Raw genomic sequence first — 26,977 nt, 5'->3', positions numbered from 1 at the left:
TTTTGTGTCAGCTCTTCCACCGAAGCGTCACGGGCTGGATCGGATTGGCGAACGCCCGCCCCTCTGCGCGGCTCCTGGTCCATTCGCGCTTGAGCTGCTGGTACCATTTGGCCTGTTTATCGGCGTCGTCGATCCAGATCAGGGCGGGGTCGTAGCGCAGGCCCTCGTTCTGCAGGTTCACCATGCCGCCGTCCTGTTTCAGGAAGGCGACCACCCCCAGGCGCAGGAAGGGCTTGGCCAGGTCGAAGACCCAGTGGTCGGACCAGAAGATCTGGGTGATGCGGGTCTTGGTGTCGCTGATCGGGGTCAGGCAGGTCAGGGCCAGGACCTGTTTTTCGCCGACCTGGATATGTTCCCAGCGATAGCCGGGCAGGCGGAAGGTGATCTCGGTCGCCGGGGCGCCGCCCAGGATCTTGTAGAGGCGGCTGTTGGACGAGGGGGCATGGCGCACCATGGCCCAGCCGAAGTCTACGGGTGCGAAGGCCTTGGCCTTTTCGTGCATCGAATGTTCGGACCGCCACCACCATTGCTGGTGGACATAGGGGCCGTGGGCCGGGTCCATCAGGCCGACGACGGCATGGTCGATATGGCTGTCGAACTCCATCCATTCGACCAGTTTCGGGCCGGATCCGACGACGCCGGGGAAGACGGGGGGCTCATGGTCCGGTTCTGACGGATTGCGGGCGTCCGAGGCCATCCAGACGAAGACCATGCCTTGGCTCTCGCGCACCGGATAGGACCGCACCTTGATGCGGTTCGCCTCGAACGCCTGATCCTCGACCAGGGACGGAATGGCGGCGCAGACCCCGTCGGGCCGGAAGCGCCAGCCGTGATAGGGGCATTCGATCGTCTCGCCCTCGCCGGGCTTCTCCACCAGCTTCCCGGCCGACAGGGGGGCGGCGCGGTGGGGGCAGATGTCGCGCATCCCATAGACGGCCCCCGCGCGGGTGCGGCCGATCAGGACGGGTTCGCCCATGATCTCATAGCGTTTCAGCCCGGCCGGGGCGACGTCGCGCGACAGGGCGACGAAATACCAGGCGTCGGCGACGAATCCCTTGCCGAACGGCTGGGCGCCGCTCTTGGACGGGGCGGCTTCGGCTTGAGGGGGCTGGACGGGAGCGGCGTCTGCGGGCTTCATGCGCGCCTCATAACAGAGGGACGCGGGGTCTGTCCTCACGAAGTCCTCAGAGAACTTTACAATGCAAAGTGAAGACGTCATAAGGATGGCTTCACAGGGGAGTTTCGCCATGTTTCGCGCCTTGAGTTTCGCTGCGGCCCTTTTCGCCGCCACCACGGTTCAGGCCCAGGCCGAAGCCCAGAACAGCCACGGGACCCATTCCGAGCACGGCTCGGCGCACGGCCACAACCATGCGGACTTCGCCTCCGACCGCATCCACGTCCGCATCGACGGCGACATGGACGGGCGCGACATCATCCTGATCCCCGGCCTCAGCTCTTCGCCGGAAATCTGGCAGGGGACGGTGGATCATCTGACGGCCCAGGACGGGGTCGGCTGGCGCGTTCACCGCATCCATGTCCAGGGCTTCGCCGGCGCCCCGGCCGAAGGCAACGCCCAGACCGGGGGCGCCCCGACCCCCGTCGCCGCACCGGTCGCCGACGAAATCGCCCGCTATATCCGCGAGAACCACCTGTTCAAGCCCGCCGTCGTCGGCCATTCGATGGGCGGGACCATCGGCCTGATGCTGGCCGCGCGCCATCCCGACAGCGTCGGCCGTCTTATGGTGGTGGACATGATCCCCTTCATGGGCGCCATGTTCGGACCGCCCGGAACCACGGCCGACAGCGTCAAGCCGGTCGCGGACCAGATCTGGGCCGCCCAGGCCAACAGCCCGCGCGAGGCCTATGTCGCCCAGGCGACCGCCTCCATCAACGGCATGATCAATACCGAAAGCCGCCGTGAAGAGGCGCTGGAGGACATGCGGACCAGCGATCAGAAGGTCTCGGCCGCCGCCTTCCGCGAACTGGTGGCGACCGACCTGCGCCCCGAACTGGCCAAGATCACGGCCCCGACCGAGGTCGTCTACGTCAAGTTCAACGACCCGCGCATGACGCCCCAGATCACCGACGCCGTCTATCAGATGTCCTACGCCGGCCTGCCGGGCGTGACCCTGAAGCGGATCGACGACAGCGCCCACTTCATCATGTTCGACCAGCCCCAGGCCTTCTACGGCGAGCTGGACGCCTTTCTGGCGCGATGAGCCATCCGGCGGCGGATCGGGTGATCGGCCTCTATCAGGATGGGGCCGAGGGCTGGATCGCCGACCGCGGCCCGTCCCTCTATGCGGGACCGAACGGTCCAAACGAGGCCGAATGGCTGGACCGGTTTGTCGCCGACCTGCCGTCGAACGCCCGTCTTCTCGACGTCGGCTGCGGTTCGGGCTGGCCGATCGGCGCGGCCCTGCTGGCGCGGGGGTTCAGGGTCGTGGGGCGGGATTCCTCGCCGGCCCTCATCGCCCATGCGCGCCAGACCCTGCCGTCCGGCGTCTGGGAGATCGCCGACATGCGGAATCCGCCGCCTGACGGGATGTTCGACGGCGTCCTGGCCTGGCACAGCCTCTTTCACCTGACGCCTGACGATCAATTGCGGGTTCTGCCCGCCCTGGCGAACCAGGTGGGGCCCGGCGGTCGGCTGATGTTCACTAGCGGCCCCGCCCATGGCGAAACGATCGGGGAATGGCGTGGCGAACCCCTCTATCACGGCAGTCTGGATCCCGCCGCCTATCGCGCCCTGCTGGCGGAGGCCGGTCTCTCAATGGAAGCCGACGGGGCCGAGACCGGCGTCTGGCTGGCCCGCCGCGCCATTCTTTCGGCGAAATAGCCGCTCACGCTGGCGTGAAGTGAGCGGGGCCGTTTCGGCGGCGGTTCATACGCGGTACACGTCGGTATGAGCTAATCCGCCTCAGCGCGGCATCTGAAGGAAAGTCATGGCGGGTCCAGGGTTCGGGGGCGGACAACAGGGCGGCGACAGGCCGGCCCGAACGCCGTTGCAGAAGGCGCTCTACTGGGGCGCGGTGCTGGCGGTCTGGGGGCTGATCTTCCTGGTGGTCTTCTTTGCGGTGTTCGCGCGCGGCCTGCCCGACACCTCGACCCTGTATAATGTCGATCGCCAGCCCTCGATCACCTATCTGGACCGCAACGGCGCCCTGATCGCGACGCGCGGCACCCAGATGGCGCCGCCTGCGGATCTGGACGCCCTGCCCGACTATGTGCCGGCCGCCTTCATCGCAATCGAGGACCGGCGCTTCTATCACCACCCCGGTTTCGACCCCATCGGCATGATGCGGGCCATGGCCACCAATATGCGCGCCGGCCGGGTGGTACAGGGCGGCTCCACCCTGACGCAGCAGCTGGCCAAGAACCTGTTCCTGACGCCGGACCAGAACCTGCGCCGCAAGGTGCAGGAACTGATGCTGGCGGTCTGGCTGGAGATGAAATTCTCCAAGAAGGAGATCCTGGCCCTGTATCTGAACCGGGTCTATTTCGGCGCCGGCGCCTATGGGATCGAGGCGGCGTCGCAACGCTATTTCGACAAGTCGGCCAAGGATCTGACGGTCGGCGAGGCCGCGCTTCTGGCCGGCCTGTTGAAGGCGCCGTCGCGCTATTCGCCGGTGTCAGAGAGCGAGCGGGCCGCCAACCGCGCCACCGTCGTGCTGAACGAGATGGAGGAGGCCGGGGTCATCACCGCCGCCCAGCGCGAGCAGGCGGTGACCCAGCCCATCATCGTGTCGCGCACCCTGGCGACCCAGCACGCCCAGTATTTCATCGACTGGCTGGACCAGTCGATCCGCGGCCTGGTCGGCGAGCCGACCGAGGATCTGGTGGTCGAAACCACCCTGGACCTGACCCTGCAGACGGCGGCCGAACGCTCGGTGCGGCGCATTCTGGACCGCGACGAGGGCGAGGGGGTGCAGCAGGCGGCCCTGGTGGCCCTGGACGGCGACGGCCGGGTGCGGGCCATGATCGGCGGCGGCTCCTATGCCGACAGCCAGTTCAACCGCGCCGTCGAGGCGCGGCGTCAGGCGGGTTCGGCCTTCAAACCCTTCGTCTACCTGGCGGCGGTCGAGGCCGGCTATACGCCCCAGACTCCGGTGGTCGATCAGCCGGTCACCATCGGCAACTGGTCGCCGAAGAACTATTCCAACACCTTCGCCGGCCCCATGCCCCTGTCTCAGGCGGTGGCCCAATCAATCAATACTGTGGCGGCCTCCGTCGCCGACCAGATCGGCCGCGACAGCGTCGCCCGGGCCGCGCGGCGCCTGGGCATCGAAAGCCGGATCGGTCTGGAGCCGGCCATGGCTCTGGGCGCCGTCGAGGTCTCGCCGCTGGAGATGGCCACCGCCTATGACGCCTTCGCCAACGGCGGCCGCCGGGTCGAGGCCTATGGCATCAGCCGCATCCGCACGCCACAGGGCCGCGTCATCTATCAGCGCGCAAGCGGCCAGAGCGGTCAGGCCATCAACAATCCGCCCCTCTATTACATGAACCAGATGCTGCGCGGGGTCATGACCTCGGGCACCGGGCGCAGCGCGGCCATCGCCGGGCGCGACCTGGCGGGCAAGACCGGCACCACCTCCGACTATAAGGACGCCTGGTTCGTCGGCTACACCGGCGGCTTCGTCACCGCCGTCTGGGTGGGCAAGGACGACAACACCGCCATGCGCGGCGTGACCGGCGGCTCCTCGCCCGCCGCCATCTGGAAGGGCTTCATGGAGGCGGCCCTGCCGCGCCTGAATGCGCCCCGCATCCCCGACGGCCCCGCCATGCCCGAGGGCTGGGTCGCGCCGGACCCGATCGGCGACCTGATGTCGGGCATCGGCGAGGACGGTCTGCCGATCCAGCCGACCGACCCGGCGGCCGGCGATCCCTATGCCGAAGAGCCGGGCCAACCGGTTCAGCCGACGCAGCCCGCCCAGCCCGCCGTCCGCCCTGCCACCCCCCAGCCGGCGCCGCGCGATCCGCCGGACCAGCAGCCGGAAGGCCGCCAACCGGCCGAGAAACGCAGCGATCCGCTTTTCTTCTGATCCTTCGGGGAAGCCCCCACAGACCTTCCCCCGCTTGCGGGGGAAGTGTCAGCTCGTCGAGCACAGCGAGACGGCTGACGATGGGGGAAGTCTAGCCTCTTGGAAGAAGACTCCCCTCTCCTACCCTGGTTCGCTGCGCGAACGTCGGGCCACCTCTCCCGCAAGCGGGAGAGGGTCTGGGACGCCGCCTACCGCCCCACCGCATGAAGCGCCGCGCCGTAGTCCTTCAGCCATTTGCGCCAGGGCCGGTGATCCCCCACCAGCCGCTCGACCACCGACCAATAGGCCGGGCTGTGGTCGGCGTGGACCAGGTGGGCGACCTCGTGGGCGGCGAGATAGTCGATGACCGGGGGCGGGGCCATGATGACCCGCCAGGAATAGCGGATGGTGCGGTTGTGCGGGCTGCATGAGCCCCAGCGCGAGCGGGTGTCGGCGATCGACACCTGGACCGGCTTCTGACCCAGGGTCCGCAGATGGTGTTCGGTGCGTTCGACCAGGGTGGCGCGCGCCTCGCGCTTCAGCAGATTCTCGACCCGGCGGGCATAGGCCTCGCCCTCGCCGCCCGAGCGGATGACGGTTCCCTCCTCGACCAGCCGCGCCGCGCCGGCGCCGGGCGTCGCCTCCAGCCGCACGGGCCGGCCGCGCAGGGCGATGACCTGGCCCGGCTGCAACGGCCGGCTCCGGGGGCGCACGGCCAGGCGTTCGGCGATCCAGACGCTTTTCGAACGGGCGAAGGCCACGGCCTGGACCAGGCCGCGCTCGGTCGGGGCGATCACCACCGCCTCGCCGGCCCGGGCGTCGATCCGCACCGACAGCCGCCGCGCGCGCGGATTGACCGACAGTCTCAGCGTCGGACCCGAACCGGGTTCGGGCCGGTCTTCGTCAAGCGGCAGCCGCTGACCGTTGCGATACGCCAAGTCGGGCCTCGTTCCGGGCGATGAAGTCGCGAACGCGGGGATAGATCTCCTCGCGGAAACGACGACCGTTGAAGACCCCGTAATGGCCCACGCCGGGCTGGACGTACAGCACCCTCTGATCCTCGGGGATGTTCGGGCACAGGCCGTGCGCCGCCTGGGTCTGGCCGACGCCGGAAATGTCGTCCTTCTCCCCCTCGACCGTCATCAGGCCGATGTCGGCGATCTTGCTCAGATCGACCCTGCGGCCGCGATGCTCCAACAGGCCGCGCGCCAGCAGATGCTGCTGGAAGACGATGTCGATGGTCTGGAGGTAGAACTCCTCGGTCAGGTCCAGGACCGACAGATATTCGTCGTAGAATTCCTCGTGCTTCTCCACCCCGTCGCCGTCGCCGGCGATCAGGCTGGTGAAATAGTCCCAGTGGGCGTCGCGGTGACGCTCCTGGTTCATCGACATGAAGCTGTAGAGCTGGACGAAGCCCGGATAGACCCGCCGTCCGAACCCCGGATAGGGCAGGGGCACGGTGTGGATCATGTTCGACTTGAACCAGGTGAAGGGCTTCTCCTCCGCCAGCTGGTTGGTCACGGTCGGCGACAGGCGGGCGTCGATGGGCGAACCCATGAAGGTCATGGAGGCGGGGCGGTTCTCGTCGCCGTCCTCGGCCATGATCGCACAGGCCGCCATGACGGGCGGGCCGGGCTGGCAGACCCCGACGACGTGGGGCCGGCCGCCGATCTCGGCCAGCATCCGCCGGACATGGTCGATATAGTCGAAGAAGTCGAACCGCCCCTCCAGCACCGGAACCTGGCGGGCGTTGATCCAGTCGGTCACATAGACGTCGTGGTCCTGAAGGAAGGCCTCGACCGTGCCGCGCAGCAGGGTGGCGTAATGGCCGGACAGGGGGGCGACGATCAGGACGGCGGGACCGGACGCGGGTTTTTTGGCGCGCTTCAGATCGCCGATGTTGCGGGCGAAGCGGACCAGGCGGCACCAGGGGCTCTGCCAGATGACCTGTTCGACCGTGCGGACCGGCTTGCCGCCGATCTCGAGTGTCTCCAGCCGCCAGTCGGGCTTGCCGTAGCGGCGGGTGACGCTCTCGAACAGTTCGGCCGAGGCGTAGGCGGTGCGGGCCAGGGCCGTGTCCGCCGCCGGATTCAACGGCGAGCTCCAGAACCGGCGCGCCATCTGGGCGCCGAAGCGCCAGGGCAGGGCCGACTGATAGGCGAGTTCATGAAGGGCGTAGAGCATGACCATCCGTTGGGCCGCGCCGCGACCGGCGTCGGCGGGCCTCTTGCTGCACGGCAGCATACAGGGTTTCGCCCTTCGCGTCAGTTAATCGCAAACGGGTGTAAATGGGGCGCAGTTCGACCTTCTCGCCGCCGCATGAACATGATCTGATAGGGCCGACGTTCGGGGCCGTCCCTTCGGAACCGTCTATCGGAAAGGTCTTGGAGCATTCGATGTGGGTCTCGCTGACCATCGCCGGCCTGATGCTGCAACAGGCGCCCGCTGCGGGTCTGGTCTCCTATGAGGAATCGGTGCGTTGCGCCGGCCTGACCCAGGCGGCGTCCGAGCTGGAGGGCGGAGAAAGCGCCGAGGGCCGCAGCCTCTATGACGCGGCCCTTTTCTGGTCGCTGGCGGCCATGCAGGCGGCGACGGCGGCCGGCAAGCCCGCCCGCGCCGCCGAGGCGGATCAGACCCGCGCCCGTATCGAGGCGGTGCGCCAGCTCAGCGCCGACGCCCCCGCCGCCCGCGCCGCCCTGCAGCGGTGTCGGCGCAAGACGCCGAACCTGAACTGAGGCCGAAATGTCGGCTTGGGGCGCGGCTGAACGTTCGTGGCGGCGCTGCGTTTGCAGGAGACCGACGGCAAGGGACGTCTTTCGTCCCGATCCGGGATTTTAAGGCGTTCAATCCTATGTTCGAGTTCGGTCGTGATCTTCGCAAACTCTTCGCCCAGGCTCGTGAGAGCGAGGATCTGGGCTGGGTCGAACTGATCGGAGTCGATCTCCTGGCCGCCGAGGCCCGGCGCGAGGCCACCGACGCCGGCCGCGTCTCCTGCGCCCGCCCCTTCGACACCGAAGTCCGCGCCGCCGCCCTGTGGCGCGAGCACGCCCGCCGCAGCGGGGCGGCCGACAGCCTGACCCGCGCCGACCGTTGCGCCGACAGCCTGGTCCGAAACGCCCAGGGCGACGACCAGGCCGCCCGCGCCGCCGGCGCCAAGGCGCAAGGGTTGATGCTGCGCTTCGACCTGTGCGGCGATCCGGCTCATCTGGACCGCGCCCTGGCCCTTGTGGCGGGGGCGGGGCGTCCGCGCCGATCCAAGACGGCCGCTGACCTGGCGGCGACCCACGCCCGGTTGAAGGCGCGCAAGGCCCGCCTGTCCGGCGATGCGAAGGCGCTGATGGACGCCGCCGCCCTGATGGATGCAGCCCAGCACGACCTGTCCGGCGAGGATATGGACCTTCGTCTGGATCAGGCCGCCTTCGCGCTCGAGGCCGGGGTGATTCAGCGCGACCCCCGCCTGCTGGACCACGCCGGGCGCGACCTGGGCATATTGGTCGAGGGCGCCTCGCCTGATCACCGTCCCCTGACCCGGGCCCGCGCCCTGGCCATGTGCGGCGCCGGCCTGTCCGCCCTGGCGGCCCTGGCCGACCATGCCGAGGCCCAGGACCAGGGCCGCTCCATGTTTGAAGCCGCCGCCGACCAGTTCACCCCCGATCACAGCCCGCTGGACTGGGCGGCGATCCAGGTTCTGCGCTCCGGCGGCGACGCCCTGCCGCTGATGGTGCTGAACCAGGCCGAAGTCCTGACCCAGGACCAGGGGCTGATCATCGGCGCCCTGGTCCGCGAGCGCCGGCTGGCGCGCGAGATCGCCCTGGTCGAAGCCATGGAAGACCGCGCCGGCCTGGAAGTGCTGGAGGATCGGCTGCGCCGTCGTCTGGCCGCCGCCGCCCCGCTCGATTGGGCGGCCGACCAGATCAGCCTGGCCGGTGTGGCCCTGGCGCGTCGGCGCCTGGGCGGACCCGAACCGCGCCGCCTGAACCTGATCCTGAACGAGGCCGTCCTGACGGCCCGCGAAATGGGCGTTCCCGCCCTGGCCGAACGCGCGGGCCTGCTGCTGTTGCGGTCGGGCGTTTGAAGCCTCAGCCGCCCATCGCGACGAAGGGGCCGTTCAGGAAGCGGGGCTTGCCGTAGGACAGGGGCTGGCCGTCGTCGGCCAGGACGCGCCCTCCGGCGGCCTCCAGCACGGCCTGACCGGCTGCGGTGTCCCATTCCGAGGTCGGACCCGAGCGCGGATAGGCGTCGAACCGGCCCTCGGCGATCAGGCAGAACTTCAGCGAGGAGTCCGTGCCCTGCCAGCGGGTGCAGCCGTGCCGGGCGGCCAAACGCGCGGCCTCCTCGTCGGTGACGCTGTGGCTCAACAGGGCCATACCCTCGGCCGGCCGGTCGCGCACCTTGATCGGCCGCCATTCGGCGCCGGAATGGGCCTCGCCCTCCTGCTGTTCGCCGAACTGACGGCGAAAGGCGCCCTGGCCCGGCGCATCGGTGCGCCAGGTGGTCGCCGTCGCGGGCGCCGTGACCACCCCCGCGACCGGACGTCCGGCGTGGATCAGGGCGATGTTGACGGTGAAGGCTTCGCCGCCGCGCACGAACCCCTTGGTGCCGTCCAGCGGATCGATCAGCCAGAACCAGTCCTCGGCTTGGGCCGGGGCGCCGCTTTCGGCGACGGCCTCTTCCGCCACCGTCTGGACGCCGGGATAGAGGGCGGCCAGTCGTTCCAGGATCAGGGCCTCGGCGGCGCGGTCGGCCTGGGTCACGGGGCTGTCGTCGGACTTGGTCTCGACGGCGGTGTCGCTGCGCCAATAGGGCAGGATCAGGCGGGCGGCGTCTTCGGCGATCTCGGCGATCGCCAGGGCCAGGGCGCCGGAGGCCAGATCGCGCGAAAGGGTCTTGTCGGGTGTCGCGGGGGAGGGGGAGGTCGTCATTGCGGGCTCGATAGACCATTGAGCCGGTTCCATGAACCGGCAAATCACGTCAGCTTCTCTTGCGCCTCCTGACTGTGACCTGAACGCCGACGAGAGTATGCAGGCTCAATGATCCCGACCGACGCCGAAAACGACGCCCCGCCCGCCCTGGACCTGCCGTTCGAGGGGACGGAGCTGGCGACCTATGTGGCCGCCAAACTGTGCCACGACTTCATCAGCCCGTCGGGCGCGATCGTCTCGGGCCTGGACCTGATGAAGGACCCTTCGGCCCAGGACATGCGCGACGACGCCCTGGCCCTGATCGAACAGAGCGCCAACAAGATGGTGGCCCTGGTCCATTTCGCCCGGGTGGCCTTTGGTGCGGCGACCAGCAGCGAACGGTTCACCACGCGCGAACTGCGCGATCTGGTGGTCGGCATGACGGCGGGCGGTCGCGCCTCTCTGGACTGGCGGATCGAGGAGCAGGAGTTCTCCAAGCCCCAGGCGCGGGCTCTCACCAACCTGGCCTATCTGACGGTCGGGGCTCTGCCCCTGGGCGGCAATGCGGTGATCCAGTCGCGGGTCGCGCACGGCGCCCTCTTCCTTGAAGGGTTCGCCGAGGGCGCCCGGGCCCGGCTGAAGCCCGAGGCCGTCGTCGGCCTGACCGGCCGGCGCCTGACCGAGGGTCTGCCAGGCCAATGGATTCAGCCCTATTGGCTGTGGCTGACGGTCAAGGAGGCGGGCGGAACCCTGCGAGTGGCGGTGCAGGAAGAGCGGATCGCCCTGGTCGCACGGATGCCCCTTTAGGTCGCCCGACAGGCGTTTCCCAACGACTCGTTAACTGGCGATCTGCCATATTAAGCGACGCACATCGGCCGATCGTCTCCGCCTGGGAGCCCGCCTTGAACTTCAAAACCTGCCTGATCGTCGACGACAGCCGCATCATCCGCAAGGTGGCGCGTCGGATCGTCGAAGGCTTCGGCTATGAGGTGGATGAGGCGGCGGACGGAGCCGAGGCCCTGTCCTACTGCACCGGCGTCATGCCCGACATGATCCTGGTCGATTGGAACATGCCGGTGATGGACGGGCTGACCTTTCTGCGGCGTCTGCGCGCCCTGCCTGAGGGCGGACGGCCCAAGGTGCTGTTCTGCACCATCGAAACCCGGCCCGAACGCATCGCGGAGGCTCTTGCGGCCGGCGCCGACGACTATGTGATGAAGCCGTTCGACGGCGAGATCCTTCAATCCAAGCTGACGGAGGTCGGCGCGATCGCGGCATGACTCCCGAGGACTTCGACAAGCTCCAGGGACTCTTGGCCACCCGCGCCGGCTACAGGCTGACGCGGGATCGCATGAATTTGGCCGAGCATCGGCTGGGGCCGATCGCGCGGCGCGAAGGCTACGCCAATGTCGAGGCTCTCCTGGCCAATCTGTGGGCCCATCCGGTCGCCTCCCTGGGCTGGGCGGTGATCGAGTCCCTGCTGAACCCCGAAACCTGGTTCCGCCGCGACCGCGCCCCCTTCGACGTCCTGGAACAGGAGCTTCTGCCCGCCCTGGCCAAGGCGCGGCCCGGCGGGCGGGTCAGCCTCTGGTCGGCGGGCTGCTCCACCGGGCAGGAGGCCTGGTCCATCGCCATGGCGGCCAAGGCGGCCGGCGCTGCGGCCGAGATCGTCGCCACCGACCTGTCGCAGCGTGCGATCGATAAGGCCCGCGCGGGCCTCTACACCGGTTTCGAGATTCAGCGCGGCCTGAACGCGCGGGCCATGCTGCGCTGGTTCGAACCGGACGAGGAGAACTGGCGGGTGCGTCCCGAACTGGCGGAGATCGTCCGGTTCGGCCGGGCCAATCTGCTGGACGAGCCGACGGACGAGATGCGGTTCGACGTCATCTTCTGCCGCAACGTCCTGACCCATATGGAGCCGTCGCGCCGCGCCCGGCTGCTGGACGGGCTGGAGCGCCGCCTGGTCGACGACGGCTGTCTGTTCCTGGGCCTGGATGAGGGGCTGGAAGGCGAGACGGTCGCCTTCCGCCCCGTCAGCGGCCGTCAGGGTCTCTATGTGAAGACCCCCGCCGCCGTCCGCCGCGCCGCCTGATCGGATCGCCTGAACTGATTCCGAGCCGATAAGGCTCAGCCCGCGTGCAGCTCCTGCTTGACCCGCTCCGCCAGGGTCTTGATGTCCAGCGGCTTGGGCAGGAAGGAGACCCCCGCCTCGTCCTGCAACAGGTCCGAAAAATCGCTCTCGGCATAGCCCGAGATGAACATGACCGGGGCGTCGCCCAGATATTTGCGCGCCTTCTTCAGCAGGGACGGGCCGTCCAGGCCGGGCATGATGACGTCGGAGATCATCATGTCGATCTGGCCGGCGTGCTCCTCGGCCAGCATCAGGGCCTCCTCGCCGTCGGCGGCCTCGATGACCTCATAGCCGCGCTGGCGCAGCAGGCGGGCGGCGATGCCGCGCACCGCGTCCTCGTCCTCGACGAACAGGATGCGGCCGGCGCCCGACAGGTCGCGCGGCGCCTTGATCTTGACCTCGACCGGCTGGACCTCGGCCAGTTCCGCCTCGCCCGCGGCGGGCAGGAAGATGCGGAAGGCCGCGCCCATGCTCATGCCGTGGGGGCCTTCGATATTGCTGACCGAGATATGGCCGCCGGCCTGTTGGGCGATGCCGTAGACGGTGGCCAGACCCATGCCGGTGCCCTCGTTCACCGCCTTGGTGGTGAAGAAGGGCTCGAAGATCTTGTCCACCAGTTCGGGCGGCACGCCGGGGCCGGTGTCGGACACCTCGATCAGGGCCACCTCGTCGGTCGGGGCGGCGGCCCAGCCCATTTCGCGCGCCTGCTGGGCGGTCAGGCGGCGGGTGGTGATGGTCACGACGGCGTCGCCGGGTTCGACCACGCCGCGCATGGCGTCGCGGGCGTTGACCGCCAGGTTCATCACCGCCGTCTCCAGCTGGCTCTTGTCGGCCAGAACGATCGGCAGGTCCCGACCGTAGTCGGTCTCCAGCCGCACGTCCTCGCGCAGCAGCCGGCGCAGCAGTATGGCGAACTCGCCCACCAGCTCGCCCAGGTCCAGCCGTTCGCGCCGCACCGTCGACTTGCGCGAAAAGGCCAGCAGCTTCCTCACCAGGTCCGCCGCCCGGATGGCCGTCTGGCGGATCTCGTTCAGCCCCTCATAGGAGGGATCGCCGACCGGGTGCCGTTCCAGCAGGCCCGACAGCTGCAGCTGGATGGCCGTCAGCAGATTGTTGAAGTCGTGCGCCACCCCGCCCGCCAGCTGGCCCACGGCCTGCATCTTCTGGGCCTGGCTGAGCTGCAGCTCCATCGACTTCTGGGCCGAGACGTCGAACAGCCAGATGCGTTGGCGCTCGCCCTCGGGCGCCACATACAGATGCAGCATCTTGTCGGGATAGGCCCGCGCCACCAGTTCGATCGGGCCGGACGACCCGGCCGCCAGCTTGGCCCGCGCCTCGACCACGCCCGTCGGATCGAACAGATGGCCGAAGGCGGCGTCGCGCGCGGCGTTGGGTCCGGTCAGGATCGCCAGGGCCGCATTGGCCTCTTCCGCCCGGCCGGCGAACAGGTCCGAACCCGCGATGACGGCCGAGCCGAACGGGGCGCCGGCGGCCATGGCGCGGGCCTCGCCGTTCGTCCCCTGGGCCTGGGCCGGAACGGCGGCCAGCGGCAGGACCGCCTCGGGCGCGGCCCGCATCAGAAACCGGTCGGGGCCGGCCCGGCCGATCACCACCTCGAACTCGCGCGCCCCGATCTGGACGATGGCGTGGCCCGGCTCGCCCCGCCGCGCCTGGGCGAAGGCCATATAGAGGGCCTGGGCCGACTTGCCGCGGGGCAGGGCGGTGGTGGCGCCGTTGGCCTCGGCCCAGGCGCCGTTGAAGGCCAGGACCTGGCCCGTCTCCCACACCAGGGCGGCCGGCTCGGCCATGGCGTCCAGCAGTTCAACCGCCACGTCGCTGGACGGCTGGACCGTCTCGGCCCGGCGGAAACCGAACAGGGCGATCAGGGCGATCAGCCCCACGGTGACGATCAGGATCAGGCCCGGCGCCGAGGTCGGATTGGCCCGAAAGGCCGGATAGGCCAGGGCGGCGACCGTCGCCACCGCCCCGAAAGCCATCACGGCCGAGAGCAGGTCGAACGAAAGACGGCGGTTGGGCGTCATGCGGCCTCGCGAATCAGTAGGCTGATCATACGCTGAAATCGGGCGGCAAGCCTTACGGCGGCGTTACCGGCGTTTTCGCGATTGGAAGACGAAGCCGATGATCTTGGCGGCGGCCTCGAAATGCTCCTTGGGGATCACCTCGTCCACCTCGACGGTGGCGTAGAGCGCGCGCGCCAGAGGCACGTTCTCGACGATGGGCACGTCGTGTTCCTTGGCCACCTCGCGGATGCGCAGGGCCAGGGCGTCCACCCCCTTGGCGACGCAGACCGGCGCCCCGTCCCCCTGGTCCGGCTCATAGCGCAGGGCCACCGAATAGTGGGTCGGGTTGGTCACGATCACCGTGGCCTTGGGCACATTGGCCATCATCCGCTGGCGGCTGCGCTGCATGCGGATCTGCTTCAGCTTGGCCTTGACGTGCGGGTCGCCCTCGGTCTGCTTATAGTCTTCCTTCAGCTCTTCCTTGGTCATCCGCATCCGCTTGGCGAAGCGCATCTTCTGCCAGATGAAGTCGGCGCCGGCGGTGGCTCCCAGCAGGATGATGGCCGCCACGAACAGGGCCAGGGCCATGTCCCGCGCCAGGGGCAACAGGGCCAGGGGGCTCACCGTCACCAGGTTCTCGAACTCGCGCGTGTGGGGCTTCAGCACCATCCAGCACACCACGCATACGGCGATCAGCTTGATCAGGGTCTTGACGAACTGCATCAGGCCGTCAGGCCCGAAGATGCGTTTGAACCCCGACAGGGGGTTCACCGCCGACCACTGCGGCTTCAGCTTCTCGCCGGTGAAGATCAGGCCGGACTGGGCCAGATGCCCGCCCGCCCCGCCGATGATGGTGGCCAGCATGACGGCCCCCAGAAACGGGGTCATGGCCCACAGGGCGCGGGCCAACAATTGCGTCCCCGCTCCGGAATCCAGCATGCCCAGCATCTGGTGCGGGGCGGCGATGAAGGGCAGGAGCTGTTCGGCCATGGACCCGGCGAACCAGCCCCCGGCCCCCAGGATCACCGAGGCCGCCCCGGCGAGCGCCAGCACCTGACCCACGTCCTGGGACTTGGCGACATCGCCCTTCTTGCGGGCTTCCTCAAGTTTTCGGGGTGTCGCCTCTTCGGTTTTCGACTCGGGATCGGCGCCTTCAGCCACCGGCGCCTCCCATCACCCCGGCCGCGAACAGCTCGCCCAGGCGTCGATAGCGGTCGATGAAGACAGTCCCCAGCGCCCCCAGGCTGAGGGCGAAGATCGAAAGACCCAGGATCACGCTCAGGGGCGCGGCGGCGAAATAGACCTGAAACGACGGCATGACCCGCGCCACCAGACCCGAGGCCAGGTTGAAGATCAGGGCGAAGACCAGAACCGGCGCCGACAGCTGAACCCCCAACAGGAAGCTGTCCCCCACGGTCCGCACCGCCATGGCGGTGAAGTCGTTCATCATCAGCGGCTGGGCCGGGGCGATCAGCTTGTAGGAGCCGACCATGCCGGCGATGAACAGATGGTGGGTGTCTGTGGCGAAGATCAGCGTCACCCCGAACAGCATCAGAAACGAGGCGATGGTCGATCCCGGCTGGGCCTGCAGCGGATTGGCCGTCTGGGCGAAGCTGAGGGTGGTCTGCAGGGAGACGATCTCGCCCGCCGTGGTCAGGGCCGTCATCAACAGCCGCAGCAAAAGGCCGATCATCAGGCCGGTCGTCACCTCGCGGATGATCCAGCCGACCATGCCGCCCAGGCCGTCGGGCAGGCCGGGCAGGCCCGCCCGCACCACGGGCCACAGGACCAGGCTGATCAAAAGGGCCAGGGACAGGCGGATGCGCGGCGGCACATAGGCCTCGCCGAAGCCGGGCATGACCATCAGGATCGCCCCGATCCGGGCGAAGATCAGCCCGCCGGCCCAGACCTGGTCGGCGGTGGCCCAGCCGTCCATCAGACGCCCCGCGTCTCGGACCCGCCCACCCTACATGCCCGCGATGCGGGCGGCGATCTGGCGCATGAAGCCGCCCAACAGGGCGCCCATCAGCGGCAGGAACAGCAGCAGGGAGACGAAGATGGCGATGATCTTGGGCGCATAGATCAGGGTCTGTTCCTGAATCTGCGTCAGGGCCTGAAACAGACCGATCACCACGCCCACCACCAGGCCCACGATCAGCACCGGCAGGCACAGCTGGATCGTCAGCCAGATGGCGTCACGCCCCACATCCAGAACTTCCGCGCCGTTCATCGGCCGAGACTCCCAAAACACACTGGGCAGAAAATGCCGGGAGGATGGTTAACGGGGAGATAACGGGAGAGGGGTGGGGGCGTCAGCTGGCTCCCAACTCCTCGGGCGTATCCGTTCGTCCTGCGATCGCCTTGACCCGAGCGTGCGCCGACGCCACTTCCACGGTCTGGGCGGATGGGGATTTGGACAGATCGGACACATCGGACACTGTTTTTTTCGCGTCCGCAGCGGCGCCCGCCGCCCGATTTCCGGACACATCGGACACTGTTTTTCCCGGTCCGGCGTCTGACCGCGTCGCCGCAGCGTAAGGGGTAGGATTTTTGCTTTTCGTGTTCGGCTCGCTATAGGCCCTGTCATGACCGACGTCCCCCCCAAGACCGCCCGCGCCTCCCGTCTGACCCAGGCCGACGCCGAGGCGGCGGTGCGCACCCTGATCGAATGGGCGGGGGACGATCCCGACCGCGAGGGTCTCCTGGAGACCCCGGCGCGGGTGGCGCGCAGCTATCGCGAGCTGTTCTCGGGCTATGAGACCGACCCGTTGTCCTATCTGGAGAAGACCTTCGAGGAGACGGGCGGCTATGATCAGCTGGTGGTGCTGAAGGACATCCGCTTCGTCAGCTTCTGCGAACACCATATGCTGCCGGTCGTGGGCCGGGCCCATGTGGCCTATCTGCCGACCGACCGGGTGGTGGGCATCTCCAAACTGGCGCGGGTGGTGCGCGGCTTCGCCCGGCGCCTGCAGATCCAGGAGAAGATGACCGCCGAGATCGCCGAGGCCATCAATACGGTGCTGAAGCCGCACGGCGTCGGGGTGGTGATCGAGGCCGAGCACAGCTGCATGACCCTGCGCGGGGTCAATGCGCCGGGCGCCAGCCTGTCGACAAGCCATCTGATCGGCGTGGTCCGCGACGATCCGCGCACCCGCGAAGAGTTCCTGAGGCTGGTCCGGGGCTGAACCCGGCCCGTCTCTTGCGGGGGAGGGGGCCAAGGAGGCCTTCCCCGTGCCCTGGACCCTGATTTCGACCCGGAATGAAACAACCCCGATCGCTCGGGGCGGCTGGCTGGACGCCCTGCGTTTCATTGTGGCCTTCCTGATCATTCTGCACCACTTCCAGGCGGCCGGCCCGGTCCCGCTGGCTGAGGCGGTTCATCCGGTGTTCGAACGCGGCGGCTTCCTGCTGACCAACTTCTTCCTGATCGATTCCGGCTATGTGCTGATGCGGGTCTATGGGGCGGCGGTCGGCCAGGGGCGGATGTCGCACGGCGACTTCGTCCTGAAGCGGGTGTTGCGGGTCGTCCCGGCCCATCTGATCATGGGCCTGTCTCTGGTCGCCCTGGTGCTGCTCAGCGCCTCGGTCGGGATCGCACCCCGCAATCCCGAATGGTTCCGCTGGGACCAGCTGCCGGCCCAACTGCTGCTGGTCCAGTCTTACGGGGTGCACGGCGGCCTGGGCTGGAATGCGCCGACCTGGTCGATCTCGGCCCTGATCGGCTGCTATCTGTGCTTCCCCTGGATCCTGCGCGGCCTGACGCGGCTGGGGCCGTGGAGCGCCCTGGCCCTGGGGATCGGCGGCTATCTGGTCGCCAATCAGCTGTGCTGGAGCCTTCTGGCCTATCCCGTCTATCAGATGCCCATGGGCTACGGCTTCATCCGGGCCCTGCCCCTGTTCGTCCTGGGCATGAGCCTGGCCTGGTTCGCCCAGTCGGTGTGGATCCATCCGCGCTTCGCCGGCTGGATCGGCATCGCCGCCTTCTGTGGCCTGGTCCTGGCCCAGGCCTTCGGCAAGACCGCCCTGGTCTCGCTGGCGATGATCTCGCTGATCATCCTGGCCGCCGGCGCCGTGCCGGTGCGCCGCCCGTCCAGGCTGGTGGAGACCGCAGCCCTGGTCTCCTTCTCCATGTTCATCTCCAACGAAGTGGTCCGCATCGCCTGGTTCGGCGTGGTCAATGCGGCGAACGCGCGCTTCGCCCTGTCTGAGCCGGCCCAGTGGGTTCTGTGGGGCTGCGGCGTCCTGGCGGCTGTGGCCTTCGCCTTCGCCTTCCACTTCGCCGTCGACGACCGGATCCAGTCGCGCGTCCGCGCCTGGCTGAAGCGTCGGCGCGGCGGACGGCGGTCCGCCCCGGTCGAGGCCGGGCCGGTCATCTCCCTGGAAGGCTGAACCCTCCCTCAGTCCTCGTCGTCGTCCTCGGCGGCGTCGGGGATTTCAGGCGTGACCACCGTCGGGGCGATGGTCTTGATCTCGCCCAGCTGGGCGCCGGGGAAGGCCAGCAGCACGGCCTTGATGAAGGGATCGGCCTCGATCTTCTGGCGCTCGGCGGCCCGTTCCTTCCTCTGGCGTTCGATCAGGGTGTCGCCGCCGCCCTGGCCGTTGGCGGCGATCAGCCAGGTGCGGCCGGTCCATTCCTTCAGCCGGCCGGCCAGACGCCGGGCCAGTTCGACCGGCGCGCCCTCGACGCTCTCATAGACGATGGCGCCGGGCTTGAACGAGACGGGTTTGACGAACCGCTCCACGTCCATCTGCAGGCCGACTTCGCGCTTCTCGCCGATCAGGGCCACGACCTGTTCGAAGGTCTGGGGATCGGGCAGGGCGGGGGCCATGACCGGCCGCGCGGCCAGCTGGGCCGAGGTCCCGCCCCCGCCGCCGGAGCCGCCGCCACGCGGGGCCGATCCGCCCCCGAAGGGCTCGCCCGACTGAAGCCGCTTTAACGCCTCCTCCGGTCCCGGCAGGTCGGCGGCGTAGGCCAGGCGGACGATGGCCATCTCGACCGCATCGGCGGGATTGGGCGCGCGCCGCACCTCGTCCAGGGCCTTCAGCAGCATCTGCCAGGTGCGCGACAGGGTGGCGGCCGGGATGGCGGCGCCCAGGGCGGCCAGTTTCTGCGCCTGGTCATTGGGCAGTCGGGTCGCGTTCGGCCCCAGCATCTTGGCCACCGAGGCGGCGTGGCAGTGTTCCAAGAGGTCGTTGGTCACCTGCACCGGGTCGGCGCCGTAGCCGTAAAGGGTGCGGAAGTTTTCCAGGGCTTCGGGCGTGCGGCCGGCCATGACGCTTTCGAACAGGGCGATGGTCTGGCTGCGGTCGGCCAACCCCAGCATGTCGCGCACTGTCTCGGTCTTGACCACCTGTCCCCGTTCGGCCTGAACCAGGGCCTGGTCCAGCAGGGACAGGCCGTCGCGCACCGAACCCTCGGCTGCGCGCGAGATCAGGGCCAGGGCGTCCTGCTCGATCTTCATCCCCTCCCGCTCGGCGATCCGGCCCAGGTGATCGACCAGAATCTCGGGCTCGACCCGGCGCAGGTCGAAGCGCTGACAGCGGCTCAGGATGGTCACCGGCACCTTGCGGATCTCGGTGGTGGCGAAGATGAATTTGGCGTGGGGCGGCGGCTCCTCCAGCGTCTTCAGCAGGGCGTTGAAGGCCTGCGTCGACAGCATATGGACCTCGTCCAGCACATAGACCTTGTAGCGGGCCTCGACCGGCGCATACCGCACGCTCTCCAGGATGTCGCGGATGTCGTTGACCCCGGTGTGGGAGGCGGCGTCCATCTCCATCACGTCCATATGCTGGCCGGCCATGATGGCGGCGTCGTGCCGGCCGTGGGCGGTCAGGGTCAGGGACGGACGGTCGATCGTCTCCGTCTCATTGTTCAGGGCGCGGGCCAAGAGACGGGCGGTGGTCGTCTTGCCGACGCCCCGCACCCCGGTCAGCATGAAGGCGTGGGCGATCCGCCCGGTGGCGAAGGCGTTGGTGAGCGTCCTCACCATCGCCTCCTGACCGATCAGATCCTCGAAGGTGCGCGGCCGGTATTTGCGCGCCAGCACCTGATAGGCGGCGCCGTCGTCGGCCTGATCCTCGCTGACGGCGGCGACAGGCGGCGGCGCGGCCGGCGCAGGCGCAGGGACGGGCCCGGCCGCCGGGGCGGGGGCGCCGAACATGTCGTCGGTGTTCTCGTCGCGCTCGACGACGTCGTCCTCTTCCCAGGGCGGGCCGTCGAGATTCGGGTCGTTGTCGCTCATGGGCGAAGTCTTACAGCGGGTGAGCGGCGGGGCGAAGGGCTTCCTTCGGACCTTCCCCCGCTTGCGGGGGAAGTGTCAGGTCGTGGCGCGCAGCGACACGCCTGACGATGGGGGAAGTCACGTGTCCTGAAAGAAAACTTCCCTCTCCGACCCTGGTCCGCTCTGCGGACGCCGGGCCACCTCTCCCGCAAGCGGGAGAGGGACGCGAACACACGCGCTCCAGCCGCGAGCGACCGCGTCGCAAGCGTCAGCGCCCCAAGCCGCGCTCAAGCAGCGAGCCGCCGCGCGGCGAGCGTTAGCGCACAAAAAGGAGAGAGTAGAGACCGCGACCCGAAGGGGAATTCGTTGTGGCTGCTGCCTTCCGGCCCTGACCAGGTTGGCGAAGCCTTCGCCCGCGATCTCCAAGCGGGGATATGACGGGTGCGGCCGGCGGAATCAAGAGCTACAAGGCCGCATGGCTCATCAGAACGTCTTCTCCGGCAATCCGCTCGACCGCGCGGGCGACCTGCGCAACGACCCCGACTGGCTGGCCGAACAGGAGGCGAACCCGGAGGCCCTGTCCATGGTGCTGTGGGAGGGGCGGCCCCTGGTCGAGGAGACGGCGGACGGGCCGCGCCTGGCCTGGCTGTCGCTGAAACACGCCCGCGACATGGTTCCGGATCGCGACGTCTTCCTGGGGCTCTGGAAGGAAGCGCCGGTCTTCGCCGTCGAGTTCGAGGGCTCGATTGATCCGGCCGAGGGGCCGGTGAAAGGCTTGGGGGCCTTTCATGAGATGCGCGCCGCCGCAGCCATCCTGCCGGCCCAGGACGCGGCCATGGCGGGCGGGGCCAAGAGCCTGTTCGACTGGCGACGCAAACACGGCTTCTGCGCCAATTGCGGCACACTGAGCGAGACGGCTTCGGGCGGGTGGAAGCGGCGCTGCCCGGCCTGCGGGACCGAGCATTTCCCGCGCGTCGATCCGGTCACCATCATGCTGCCGGTCTATAAGGGCGGGGCCGAGCCGGTCTGTCTGCTGGGCCGCCAGGCGGCCTGGCCGGCGGGGCGGATGTCGGCCCTGGCGGGCTTCCTGGAGCCCGGCGAGTCGATCGAGGAGGCCTGCGCCCGCGAGGTCAAGGAAGAGGCGGGCCTGACGGTGATCGACGCCGTCTATCACTCCAGTCAGCCCTGGCCCTTCCCGTCACAGCTGATGATCGGCCTGATCGCCGAGGTCTCGGACGACCAGGCCCGGCCGGATCAGACCGAGCTGGAGAGCGTGGCCTGGCTGACGCGGGCCGAGGCGAGGGCGGTTCTGGCCGGCGCCCACCCGACCATTCAGGCCCCGCCGCCCTTCGCCATCGCCCACAGCCTGATCAAGGCCTGGGCGGAGGAGGCGTAGGGTAGAGACGTTATCTGCCCTCAGACCAGCGCCCGCGCCGCCTCCAGGTCGGCGGGATTGTCGACCGACAGGGGCGCCTCGTCGATCACGGCGGCCCAGATCTGCATCCCCATCTCCAGCGCCCGCAGCTGTTCCAGCTTCTCGCGCTTCTCCAGCGGCGACTGGGGCGCGGCGCAGAAGCGGTTCAGGGCCGCGCGGCGATAGCCGTAGACGCCGATGTGACGCCAGATCGGCGCATCGCCATACAGGGTCGAACGGGTGAAATAGAGGGCGCGGCCCTGACGCTCGGTCTCGCCCCATTCGTTGCTTTTCAGGGCCAGGACCGCCTTGACCACATCGGGATTGGCCCGGTCCGACGGATCGGCCTCTGCGGCGACCAGGGTGGCGATGTCGCAGGCCGGCTCGCCGTGCAGCACGGCCGCGCAGGCGGTCGCCAGGCCCGGATCGGCGAAGGGCATGTCGCCCTGGACGTTGATCACGGCGTCGAAATCGCCCTCGGGGTCTATGGCGTCCACGGCGGCCCGGATGCGGTCAGAGCCGGACGGCAGGTCGGGGTCGGTCAGGATCGCCCGGCCGCCCGCCGCCTCGACCACGGCCACGATCTCGGGATCGCCGGCGGCGACCACGACGGGCAGGCCCGAGGCGGCGGCCTGTTCATAGGCCCGCACGATCATCGGCCGGCCGCCGATGTCGGCCAGGGGCTTGTTCGGCAGGCGGGTGGCGGCCATGCGAGCCGGTATCATTATCAGAGGATTCATGGGTCTGGCGGGGCCTGTCCTGGTCGAGCGGCGCCGTCGCGTTCGTCGCGCCGGTTGCGAACCCTGCGCTACCGTGCAAGACGTGATCCGGCAAGGAAGGCTTCTCTGCGCAAGACGGGGAAGTTGGGAAACCTAGGGACGGGTGAGACGACGCGCATGAGCGGCGATCTAAAGTGGAACAAGATTTTCGGCGCGGCTCTGGGGACGGCCTTCGTCATCCTGGTCGTTCAACAGGCGTCGGGCCTGATCTATCATTCCGAACCGCCGGAAAAGATGGGCTATTTCGTCGATGCGCCGGATGAGGTCGCCGGCGCCGAACAGGCCGAGCTGCCGCCGGACTGGGGCACGGTCCTGCCGACCGCCGACCTGGCCGCCGGCGAGGCCGCCTTCGCCCGTTGCCAGGCCTGCCATAACGCGACGCAGGGCGGGGCGGACGGCATCGGCCCGAATCTGTACGGGGTGGTGGGCGGCCCGGTCATGCACCGCGCCGGCTTCGCCTATTCGGACGCCATGGCCAAGCACAAGGCCGAGGCGCCGACCTGGGGCTATGACCAGCTGAACAGCTTCATCACCGCCCCCGCCCGCTATGTGCCCGGCACCAAGATGTCCTTCGCCGGCATCCGCGACACCCAGACCCGGATCAATCTGATCGCCTGGCTGCGCAGCCAGGGCTCGAGCGGCTTCGCCATCCCCGCGCCCGATCCGGCCCGCCAGCCCGGCGCCGCCGCCCCCGCCGAGGGTGAAGCCGCCCCGGCCGAGGGCGCCCCCGCCACCGAGGCGACGGGCGAGGCCCCCGCCGTCGGCGAACCGGCGACCACCCAGGCGACCCCGGCCGCGCCGCCCGCCGCCACCAGCCCGGCGCCGCCGAACAGCTGATCGCGCGCCCGACGGGCCGCCCTCATCGATCTTCGCCCGGCGTCTTAGGATCCCGGGCGTTTTTCGTTTCTAACGAAGCGGTCGACCTTAAGGGCGCCGGTCGGGCGGTCGCCCCGAACGCCCAGTCGAAACGCCACGAGGTGGCCTTTGGCGAACAAGTTTGAAAAACAAACAAGTCTGTGCAATATGTCTCTCGAACAGGGAGACGAGGATCATGGCCGCAGACGACATCAAGACGGGCGAGCGCCTTCACGGCCTGGACGCCCTACGGGGCGCCGCCCTGCTCCTGGGTTTGGTGCTCCACGGCGCCATGGCCTTCTTTCCGACGCCGATCTGGGTGGTGGCCGACGATCAGCGGTCGGTCTGGGCCAGCGGCCTTTTCTTCGCCATTCACCTGTTTCGGATGGCGACCTTCTTTCTGATTGCGGGTCTGTTCGCCCATATGATGCTGGCGCGGCGGGGGCTGGTGCGGTTCGGGATCAACCGGCTGGCGCGGATTGCGGGACCGCTGGCGGTCTTCTGGGGGCCGTCGCTGGCGGCCATTGTCGCGGTCCTGATCTGGAATGCGGGCCTGCAAGGCATGACGGCGGCCGATGCGCCGCCGCCTCCGACCTATGACTGGACCAATCTGCCGTTGACCCATCTGTGGTTCCTGTGGGTCCTGCTGATCTTCTATGTCGGCCTAGTCGTCGTGCGGGCGCCGTTCGCGGCCCTGGACCGGCAGGGCGGCTGGGGGCGGGCGGTGGTGGATCGCGCGACGGCGTTGCTGGTTCAGCCGGGCGGCGCCGTCGTCCTGGGCGCGCCCCTGGCCCTGGCCCTGTGGCTGCATCCGAACTGGGTCGCCTTCTTCGGCGTGCCGACGCCCGACGCGGGCCTGATCCCCAACACCCCGGCCCTGGTCGGGTTCGGACTGGCCTTCGGCCTGGGCGCCCTGCTGGACCGGCGCCGCGACCTGCTCGAGCGGATCGCGGCGCGGTGGCCGCTTCATCTCGGCCTCGCCCTGGCGGCAGGCGCGACGGCCCTGGCTCTGGCGGGCGGTCCCAATCCCAGGTTGGAGCCTATCACCGATCCGGCGATCAAGGCGGCGGCGGCGGGCGCCTTCGGGGTCGCCGTCTACGCCTCCAGCCTGGCGGCGGTCGCCGTGGCCGTTCGGTTCTGCTCGGGCCACAGCGCGGTGCGGCGCTATCTCGCCGATGCGGCCTATTGGATCTACATCGTCCATCTGCCGCTGGTGATGGTCGGTCAGGTGCTGGTGCAGGACTGGAGCCTAGCCTGGCCGGTCAAACTGGCCTTGATCGTCGGCGGGGCGCTGGCGGCGTCGATCGCCGGCTATGAGCTGCTGATCCGCCACAGCTTCATGGGCCGCTGGCTGAACGGCCGCCGGGTTCCGTGGCGGCGTCGCCCGGCCGCCTCAGCCCCGTCGCCCGCCGAATAGCTTGCCAACCCCCGTCGCCGCGTCCATCCGAAGGACGCGCAAGCCGCAGAGGAATCATCGATGAACGACACGTCCCGCAGCTCGCCCGAGGCCGACCTGGCCTTCCTTCGATCGATCGTCCAGGGCGGGGGCGATCCGAGAGCCACACTGACCATGGGCGTCCTCTATCTGGCTGGCGGCCTGCTGTACGGGCTGCAGTGCCTGTTTCACCTCGGACAGGCGGCGGGGGTGATCCGCTGGCCCGGGCCGATCAGCCTGGCCTTCGTCACAGGCGTGACCGTCGCCTTCCTGCTGGTGATGGCCTGGGCCATCCGGGAGGACCGCAAGCGGCCCAAGGCCAGCCCCGTCGTCACCCGCACCCTGAACGCCGCCTTCAGCGGGGCGGGCATGGCCAATCTGGCCATCGTCATCGTCTTCGGCTTCGGCTCGGCGCGAGACCAGGACTTCGCCGTCTGGCTCTATTATCCGGCGATGATCTTCGCGCTCCAGTCGGCCGCCTGGTATGTGGCCTGGGCGCTGAAGAAGAAGGGCTGGATGCTGGCGGCGTCGATCGGGGGATGGGCGACGGCGGTGGCCCTGGGGCTGTTGGTCCGCGAGCCCCTGGCCTATCTGCTCGTCGCGACGGCGGCTCTGTTCCTGCTGTTCGCCGGGCCAGGCTGGATCATCACCCGCGAAGCCTTGAAGGCCCGCCCGGCTGCGGACGCCGCCTGACCCATGGGGCTGAACGACCTGGGGCGAATCGACGAGGTCATCCACGGCCGGATGCGGCTGGGGATCATGGTCTATCTGGCCGACGTCGAGGCCGCCGACTTCACCGAGCTGAAGACGGTGCTGGAGGCGACCCAGGGCAATCTGTCGGTGCATCTGAAGAAGCTGGAGGAGGCGGGCTATGTCGCCATCTCCAAGAGCTTCGTGAACAACAAGCCCCTGACGCGGGCGGCGATCACGCTTGAAGGGCGCAAGGCCTTCGACGCCTATCTGGAGGCTCTGGGCGGACTGATCGGGAGGAAGGCGTGACGGTCAAGGTCATGGGCATCGTCAACGTCACGCCCGACAGCTTCTCGGACGGGGGGCGATGGGCGTCGACCGAGGCGGCGGCGGACCAGGCGATGCGGCTGGTCGAGCAGGGGGCCGAGGTGCTGGACGTCGGGGGCGAGAGCACCCGGCCGGGCGCCGAGCCGGTCAGCGAGGCCCAGGAGATCGACCGGGTCGTTCCGGTGATCGAGGCCGTTCGCGCTCGCTGGGGCGGCCCGATCAGCGTCGATACGATGAAGCCGGCCGTGGCTCGGGCCGCCGTCGCCGCCGGGGCGACGATGTGGAACGACGTGACCGCCCTGAGCCATGCGCCGGACAGCGCAGCCGTCGCGGCCGAGCTGGGGTGCGAGGTGGTGCTGATGCACATGAGGGGCGAACCCCGGACCATGCAGGCCGATCCCCAGTATGAGGACGTGGTCGCCGAGGTCCGGGCCTATCTGCTGGGCCGGGCCGAGGCGGCGACGGCGGGGGGGGTGGCGCGCGAGCGGATCTGGCTGGATCCGGGGATCGGCTTCGGCAAGACCCCGGCGCACAATATGGCCCTGACGGCGCGGCTGGGCGAACTGGTCGGGCTGGGCTTTCCAGTGCTTTACGCCGCCAGCCGCAAGCGGACGATCCAGGCGGTGGATGCGACGGCGGTGGAGGCGACGGACCGGCTGGGCGGCTCGCTGGCCCTGGCGCTTGAGGGGGCGCGGCGCGGGGCGCGGATGGTGCGGGTCCATGACGTGCGCGAGACGGTTCAGGCGCTGAAGCTTCAGGCGGCGGTGGCGGCGGCGGAGTGACACGCTTGCCCCCGGCGACGGCCTGCGCCATCTGGTCCCCATGTCCTGGGTGATGTCGATCAATCCGTGGGCGACGCTGGTCGTCGCCGGCCTGCTGGAAGTGCTGTGGGCGTCCGGCCTCAAGAACGTCAGCCTGCAAAGGCCGCTGACCTCGCTGGGGGTGCTGATCGCCCTGGCGGCCAGCATGATCCTGCTGTGGGTGGCGACCCAGAGGCTGCCGATCGGCACGGCCTATGCGATCTGGACGGGGATCGGGGCGGTGGGCGCGGCCCTGGTGGGGATCGTCGTATACGGCGAGCCGGCGACGGCGGTGCGGGCGGTGTGCATCCTGCTGATCGTGGCCGGGATCGTGGGCTTAAAGCTGTTCTCGGGGGCGCACTGATGAGCCTCGCTCAAGCAG

Annotated in this window: 27 protein-coding genes and 1 other RNA gene; 17 read left to right on the top strand and 11 right to left on the bottom strand. The window is 69.1% G+C overall.

What is annotated here, in order from left to right:
• Positions 1–7: 7 nt before the first annotated feature.
• On the bottom strand, positions 8–1,138 hold the full coding sequence (locus GGQ93_RS04035; protein WP_183215201.1) for a Rieske 2Fe-2S domain-containing protein: 1,131 nt from the start codon (positions 1,136–1,138) through the stop codon (positions 8–10).
• A 109-nt stretch (positions 1,139–1,247) separates the two neighbouring features.
• Between GGQ93_RS04035 and GGQ93_RS04030 the strand changes: the two genes are divergently transcribed.
• From GGQ93_RS04030 to GGQ93_RS04020, 3 genes are all read left to right on the top strand, one after another.
• On the top strand, positions 1,248–2,219 hold the full coding sequence (locus GGQ93_RS04030) for an alpha/beta fold hydrolase (protein ID WP_183215200.1): 972 nt from the start codon (positions 1,248–1,250) through the stop codon (positions 2,217–2,219).
• Positions 2,216–2,839, top strand: a complete 624-nt coding sequence (locus GGQ93_RS04025) for a class I SAM-dependent methyltransferase (protein ID WP_183215199.1) — start codon at positions 2,216–2,218, stop codon at positions 2,837–2,839. The genes GGQ93_RS04030 and GGQ93_RS04025 overlap by 4 nt, the downstream gene beginning before the upstream one ends.
• Before the next feature lie 106 nt (positions 2,840–2,945).
• Positions 2,946–5,042, top strand: a complete 2,097-nt coding sequence (locus GGQ93_RS04020) for a transglycosylase domain-containing protein (protein ID WP_183215198.1) — start codon at positions 2,946–2,948, stop codon at positions 5,040–5,042.
• A 188-nt stretch (positions 5,043–5,230) separates the two neighbouring features.
• On the opposite strand, the gene GGQ93_RS04015 is transcribed toward GGQ93_RS04020, so the two are convergent.
• Together GGQ93_RS04015 and GGQ93_RS04010 are read right to left on the bottom strand one after the other, a co-directional pair.
• Positions 5,231–5,959 carry a M48 family metallopeptidase gene (locus GGQ93_RS04015; RefSeq protein WP_183215197.1) on the bottom strand — a complete coding sequence of 243 codons (729 nt, stop codon included), beginning with the start codon at positions 5,957–5,959 and terminating at the stop codon, positions 5,231–5,233.
• Positions 5,925–7,205 carry a polyhydroxyalkanoate depolymerase gene (locus GGQ93_RS04010; protein ID WP_054766734.1) on the bottom strand — a complete coding sequence of 427 codons (1,281 nt, stop codon included), beginning with the start codon at positions 7,203–7,205 and terminating at the stop codon, positions 5,925–5,927. The genes GGQ93_RS04015 and GGQ93_RS04010 overlap by 35 nt, the downstream gene beginning before the upstream one ends.
• A 212-nt stretch (positions 7,206–7,417) precedes the next feature.
• Between GGQ93_RS04010 and GGQ93_RS04005 the strand changes: the two genes are divergently transcribed.
• Together GGQ93_RS04005 and GGQ93_RS04000 are read left to right on the top strand one after the other, a co-directional pair.
• Entirely contained in the window at positions 7,418–7,756 is a 339-nt protein-coding gene (locus GGQ93_RS04005; protein ID WP_054764012.1) for a hypothetical protein, read from the top strand.
• A 116-nt stretch (positions 7,757–7,872) separates the two neighbouring features.
• The gene (locus GGQ93_RS04000) at positions 7,873–9,096 is read left to right on the top strand and encodes a hypothetical protein (protein WP_183215196.1); all 1,224 of its coding nucleotides are present in this window, start codon (positions 7,873–7,875) and stop codon (positions 9,094–9,096) included.
• Between the two features lie 4 nt (positions 9,097–9,100).
• Here GGQ93_RS04000 and cysQ read toward each other — a convergent pair whose 3' ends face one another.
• Entirely contained in the window at positions 9,101–9,943 is an 843-nt protein-coding gene (gene cysQ, locus GGQ93_RS03995) for a 3'(2'),5'-bisphosphate nucleotidase CysQ (RefSeq protein ID WP_183215195.1), read from the bottom strand.
• Positions 9,944–10,051: 108 nt separating this feature from the next.
• On the opposite strand from cysQ, the gene chpT reads away from it, so the two are divergent.
• The 3 genes from chpT to GGQ93_RS03980 all read left to right on the top strand — a co-directional run bounded on the left by chpT (position 10,052) and on the right by GGQ93_RS03980 (position 12,014).
• Positions 10,052–10,729 carry a histidine phosphotransferase ChpT gene (gene chpT / locus GGQ93_RS03990; protein ID WP_183215194.1) on the top strand — a complete coding sequence of 226 codons (678 nt, stop codon included), beginning with the start codon at positions 10,052–10,054 and terminating at the stop codon, positions 10,727–10,729.
• Between the two features lie 95 nt (positions 10,730–10,824).
• Entirely contained in the window at positions 10,825–11,202 is a 378-nt protein-coding gene (locus GGQ93_RS03985; protein ID WP_182714674.1) for a response regulator, read from the top strand.
• A complete protein-coding gene (locus GGQ93_RS03980) occupies positions 11,199–12,014 on the top strand; it encodes a CheR family methyltransferase (protein ID WP_183215193.1) in 816 nt (271 codons plus the stop codon). Before GGQ93_RS03985 ends, GGQ93_RS03980 begins: the two co-directional genes overlap by 4 nt.
• A gap of 35 nt (positions 12,015–12,049) precedes the next feature.
• On the opposite strand, the gene cckA is transcribed toward GGQ93_RS03980, so the two are convergent.
• From cckA to fliQ, 4 genes are all read right to left on the bottom strand, one after another.
• On the bottom strand, positions 12,050–14,095 hold the full coding sequence (gene cckA / locus GGQ93_RS03975) for a cell cycle histidine kinase CckA (RefSeq protein ID WP_183215192.1): 2,046 nt from the start codon (positions 14,093–14,095) through the stop codon (positions 12,050–12,052).
• Positions 14,096–14,158: 63 nt separating this feature from the next.
• A complete protein-coding gene (gene flhB / locus GGQ93_RS03970; protein ID WP_183215191.1) occupies positions 14,159–15,235 on the bottom strand; it encodes a flagellar biosynthesis protein FlhB in 1,077 nt (358 codons plus the stop codon).
• Positions 15,228–16,010, bottom strand: coding sequence for a flagellar biosynthetic protein FliR (gene fliR, locus GGQ93_RS03965; protein WP_152948941.1), 783 nt, complete (start codon positions 16,008–16,010; stop codon positions 15,228–15,230). The genes flhB and fliR overlap by 8 nt, the downstream gene beginning before the upstream one ends.
• Positions 16,011–16,040: 30 nt before the next feature.
• The gene (gene fliQ / locus GGQ93_RS03960) at positions 16,041–16,304 is read right to left on the bottom strand and encodes a flagellar biosynthesis protein FliQ (protein ID WP_054764003.1); all 264 of its coding nucleotides are present in this window, start codon (positions 16,302–16,304) and stop codon (positions 16,041–16,043) included.
• A 355-nt stretch (positions 16,305–16,659) separates the two neighbouring features.
• Between fliQ and folE the strand changes: the two genes are divergently transcribed.
• Both folE and GGQ93_RS03950 read left to right on the top strand, forming a co-directional pair.
• Positions 16,660–17,259 (top strand): GTP cyclohydrolase I FolE, encoded by a 600-nt coding sequence (gene folE, locus GGQ93_RS03955; protein ID WP_152948939.1) that lies wholly within the window; start codon positions 16,660–16,662, stop codon positions 17,257–17,259.
• Positions 17,260–17,305: 46 nt separating this feature from the next.
• Positions 17,306–18,463 (top strand): acyltransferase family protein, encoded by a 1,158-nt coding sequence (locus tag GGQ93_RS03950; protein WP_183215190.1) that lies wholly within the window; start codon positions 17,306–17,308, stop codon positions 18,461–18,463.
• Between the two features lie 8 nt (positions 18,464–18,471).
• Here GGQ93_RS03950 and GGQ93_RS03945 read toward each other — a convergent pair whose 3' ends face one another.
• Positions 18,472–20,316: a DNA polymerase III subunit gamma/tau gene (locus GGQ93_RS03945; RefSeq protein ID WP_054763999.1), complete on the bottom strand. Its 1,845-nt coding sequence runs from the start codon at positions 20,314–20,316 to the stop codon at positions 18,472–18,474.
• Positions 20,317–20,627: 311 nt separating this feature from the next.
• An RNA gene (gene ffs / locus GGQ93_RS03940) (signal recognition particle sRNA small type) lies at positions 20,628–20,723 on the bottom strand.
• A 47-nt stretch (positions 20,724–20,770) separates the two neighbouring features.
• Between ffs and nudC the strand changes: the two genes are divergently transcribed.
• Positions 20,771–21,691: an NAD(+) diphosphatase gene (gene nudC / locus GGQ93_RS03935; RefSeq protein WP_183215189.1), complete on the top strand. Its 921-nt coding sequence runs from the start codon at positions 20,771–20,773 to the stop codon at positions 21,689–21,691.
• Between the two features lie 20 nt (positions 21,692–21,711).
• Here nudC and GGQ93_RS03930 read toward each other — a convergent pair whose 3' ends face one another.
• Complete coding sequence (locus GGQ93_RS03930; RefSeq protein ID WP_082382548.1) at positions 21,712–22,449, bottom strand: 3-deoxy-manno-octulosonate cytidylyltransferase; 738 nt, start codon at positions 22,447–22,449, stop codon at positions 21,712–21,714.
• Positions 22,450–22,605: 156 nt separating this feature from the next.
• Between GGQ93_RS03930 and GGQ93_RS03925 the strand changes: the two genes are divergently transcribed.
• From GGQ93_RS03925 to GGQ93_RS03900, 6 genes are all read left to right on the top strand, one after another.
• Positions 22,606–23,325, top strand: a complete 720-nt coding sequence (locus GGQ93_RS03925; protein ID WP_054763996.1) for a c-type cytochrome — start codon at positions 22,606–22,608, stop codon at positions 23,323–23,325.
• A 214-nt stretch (positions 23,326–23,539) separates the two neighbouring features.
• Positions 23,540–24,760 (top strand): acyltransferase family protein, encoded by a 1,221-nt coding sequence (locus tag GGQ93_RS03920; protein ID WP_182715158.1) that lies wholly within the window; start codon positions 23,540–23,542, stop codon positions 24,758–24,760.
• Between the two features lie 60 nt (positions 24,761–24,820).
• On the top strand, positions 24,821–25,471 hold the full coding sequence (locus GGQ93_RS03915) for a hypothetical protein (protein ID WP_183215188.1): 651 nt from the start codon (positions 24,821–24,823) through the stop codon (positions 25,469–25,471).
• A 3-nt stretch (positions 25,472–25,474) separates the two neighbouring features.
• Entirely contained in the window at positions 25,475–25,777 is a 303-nt protein-coding gene (locus tag GGQ93_RS03910; RefSeq protein WP_054763993.1) for a winged helix-turn-helix domain-containing protein, read from the top strand.
• Between the two features lie 11 nt (positions 25,778–25,788).
• Complete coding sequence (gene folP, locus GGQ93_RS03905) at positions 25,789–26,577, top strand: dihydropteroate synthase (protein ID WP_183215287.1); 789 nt, start codon at positions 25,789–25,791, stop codon at positions 26,575–26,577.
• Between the two features lie 40 nt (positions 26,578–26,617).
• Positions 26,618–26,959: a DMT family transporter gene (locus GGQ93_RS03900; protein ID WP_183215187.1), complete on the top strand. Its 342-nt coding sequence runs from the start codon at positions 26,618–26,620 to the stop codon at positions 26,957–26,959.
• The last annotated feature ends 18 nt before the right edge of the window (positions 26,960–26,977 follow it).

Origin of the sequence: Brevundimonas aurantiaca (assembly GCF_014199955.1) — a bacterium.
GTDB lineage: Bacteria > Pseudomonadota > Alphaproteobacteria > Caulobacterales > Caulobacteraceae > Brevundimonas > Brevundimonas aurantiaca.
This window is presented reverse-complemented; position numbering and strand designations above follow the sequence as displayed.

What these genes read in the sequence shown, in the direction of transcription:
- GGQ93_RS04035 (WP_183215201.1), bottom strand. Translation starts at nt 1,138, where the DNA reads ATGAAGCCCGCAGACGCCGCTCCCGTCCAGCCCCCTCAAGCCGAAGCC.
- GGQ93_RS04030 (WP_183215200.1), top strand. Translation starts at nt 1,248, where the DNA reads ATGTTTCGCGCCTTGAGTTTCGCTGCGGCCCTTTTCGCCGCCACCACG.
- GGQ93_RS04025 (WP_183215199.1), top strand. Translation starts at nt 2,216, where the DNA reads ATGAGCCATCCGGCGGCGGATCGGGTGATCGGCCTCTATCAGGATGGG.
- GGQ93_RS04020 (WP_183215198.1), top strand. Translation starts at nt 2,946, where the DNA reads ATGGCGGGTCCAGGGTTCGGGGGCGGACAACAGGGCGGCGACAGGCCG.
- GGQ93_RS04010 (WP_054766734.1), bottom strand. Translation starts at nt 7,205, where the DNA reads ATGCTCTACGCCCTTCATGAACTCGCCTATCAGTCGGCCCTGCCCTGG.
- GGQ93_RS04005 (WP_054764012.1), top strand. Translation starts at nt 7,418, where the DNA reads ATGTGGGTCTCGCTGACCATCGCCGGCCTGATGCTGCAACAGGCGCCC.
- GGQ93_RS04000 (WP_183215196.1), top strand. Translation starts at nt 7,873, where the DNA reads ATGTTCGAGTTCGGTCGTGATCTTCGCAAACTCTTCGCCCAGGCTCGT.
- cysQ (WP_183215195.1), bottom strand. Translation starts at nt 9,943, where the DNA reads ATGACGACCTCCCCCTCCCCCGCGACACCCGACAAGACCCTTTCGCGC.
- chpT (WP_183215194.1), top strand. Translation starts at nt 10,052, where the DNA reads ATGATCCCGACCGACGCCGAAAACGACGCCCCGCCCGCCCTGGACCTG.
- GGQ93_RS03980 (WP_183215193.1), top strand. Translation starts at nt 11,199, where the DNA reads ATGACTCCCGAGGACTTCGACAAGCTCCAGGGACTCTTGGCCACCCGC.
- cckA (WP_183215192.1), bottom strand. Translation starts at nt 14,095, where the DNA reads ATGACGCCCAACCGCCGTCTTTCGTTCGACCTGCTCTCGGCCGTGATG.
- fliR (WP_152948941.1), bottom strand. Translation starts at nt 16,010, where the DNA reads ATGGACGGCTGGGCCACCGCCGACCAGGTCTGGGCCGGCGGGCTGATC.
- fliQ (WP_054764003.1), bottom strand. Translation starts at nt 16,304, where the DNA reads ATGAACGGCGCGGAAGTTCTGGATGTGGGGCGTGACGCCATCTGGCTG.
- folE (WP_152948939.1), top strand. Translation starts at nt 16,660, where the DNA reads ATGACCGACGTCCCCCCCAAGACCGCCCGCGCCTCCCGTCTGACCCAG.
- GGQ93_RS03945 (WP_054763999.1), bottom strand. Translation starts at nt 20,316, where the DNA reads ATGAGCGACAACGACCCGAATCTCGACGGCCCGCCCTGGGAAGAGGAC.
- nudC (WP_183215189.1), top strand. Translation starts at nt 20,771, where the DNA reads ATGGCTCATCAGAACGTCTTCTCCGGCAATCCGCTCGACCGCGCGGGC.
- GGQ93_RS03930 (WP_082382548.1), bottom strand. Translation starts at nt 22,449, where the DNA reads ATGAATCCTCTGATAATGATACCGGCTCGCATGGCCGCCACCCGCCTG.
- GGQ93_RS03925 (WP_054763996.1), top strand. Translation starts at nt 22,606, where the DNA reads ATGAGCGGCGATCTAAAGTGGAACAAGATTTTCGGCGCGGCTCTGGGG.
- GGQ93_RS03920 (WP_182715158.1), top strand. Translation starts at nt 23,540, where the DNA reads ATGGCCGCAGACGACATCAAGACGGGCGAGCGCCTTCACGGCCTGGAC.
- GGQ93_RS03915 (WP_183215188.1), top strand. Translation starts at nt 24,821, where the DNA reads ATGAACGACACGTCCCGCAGCTCGCCCGAGGCCGACCTGGCCTTCCTT.
- GGQ93_RS03910 (WP_054763993.1), top strand. Translation starts at nt 25,475, where the DNA reads ATGGGGCTGAACGACCTGGGGCGAATCGACGAGGTCATCCACGGCCGG.
- folP (WP_183215287.1), top strand. Translation starts at nt 25,789, where the DNA reads ATGGGCATCGTCAACGTCACGCCCGACAGCTTCTCGGACGGGGGGCGA.
- GGQ93_RS03900 (WP_183215187.1), top strand. Translation starts at nt 26,618, where the DNA reads ATGTCCTGGGTGATGTCGATCAATCCGTGGGCGACGCTGGTCGTCGCC.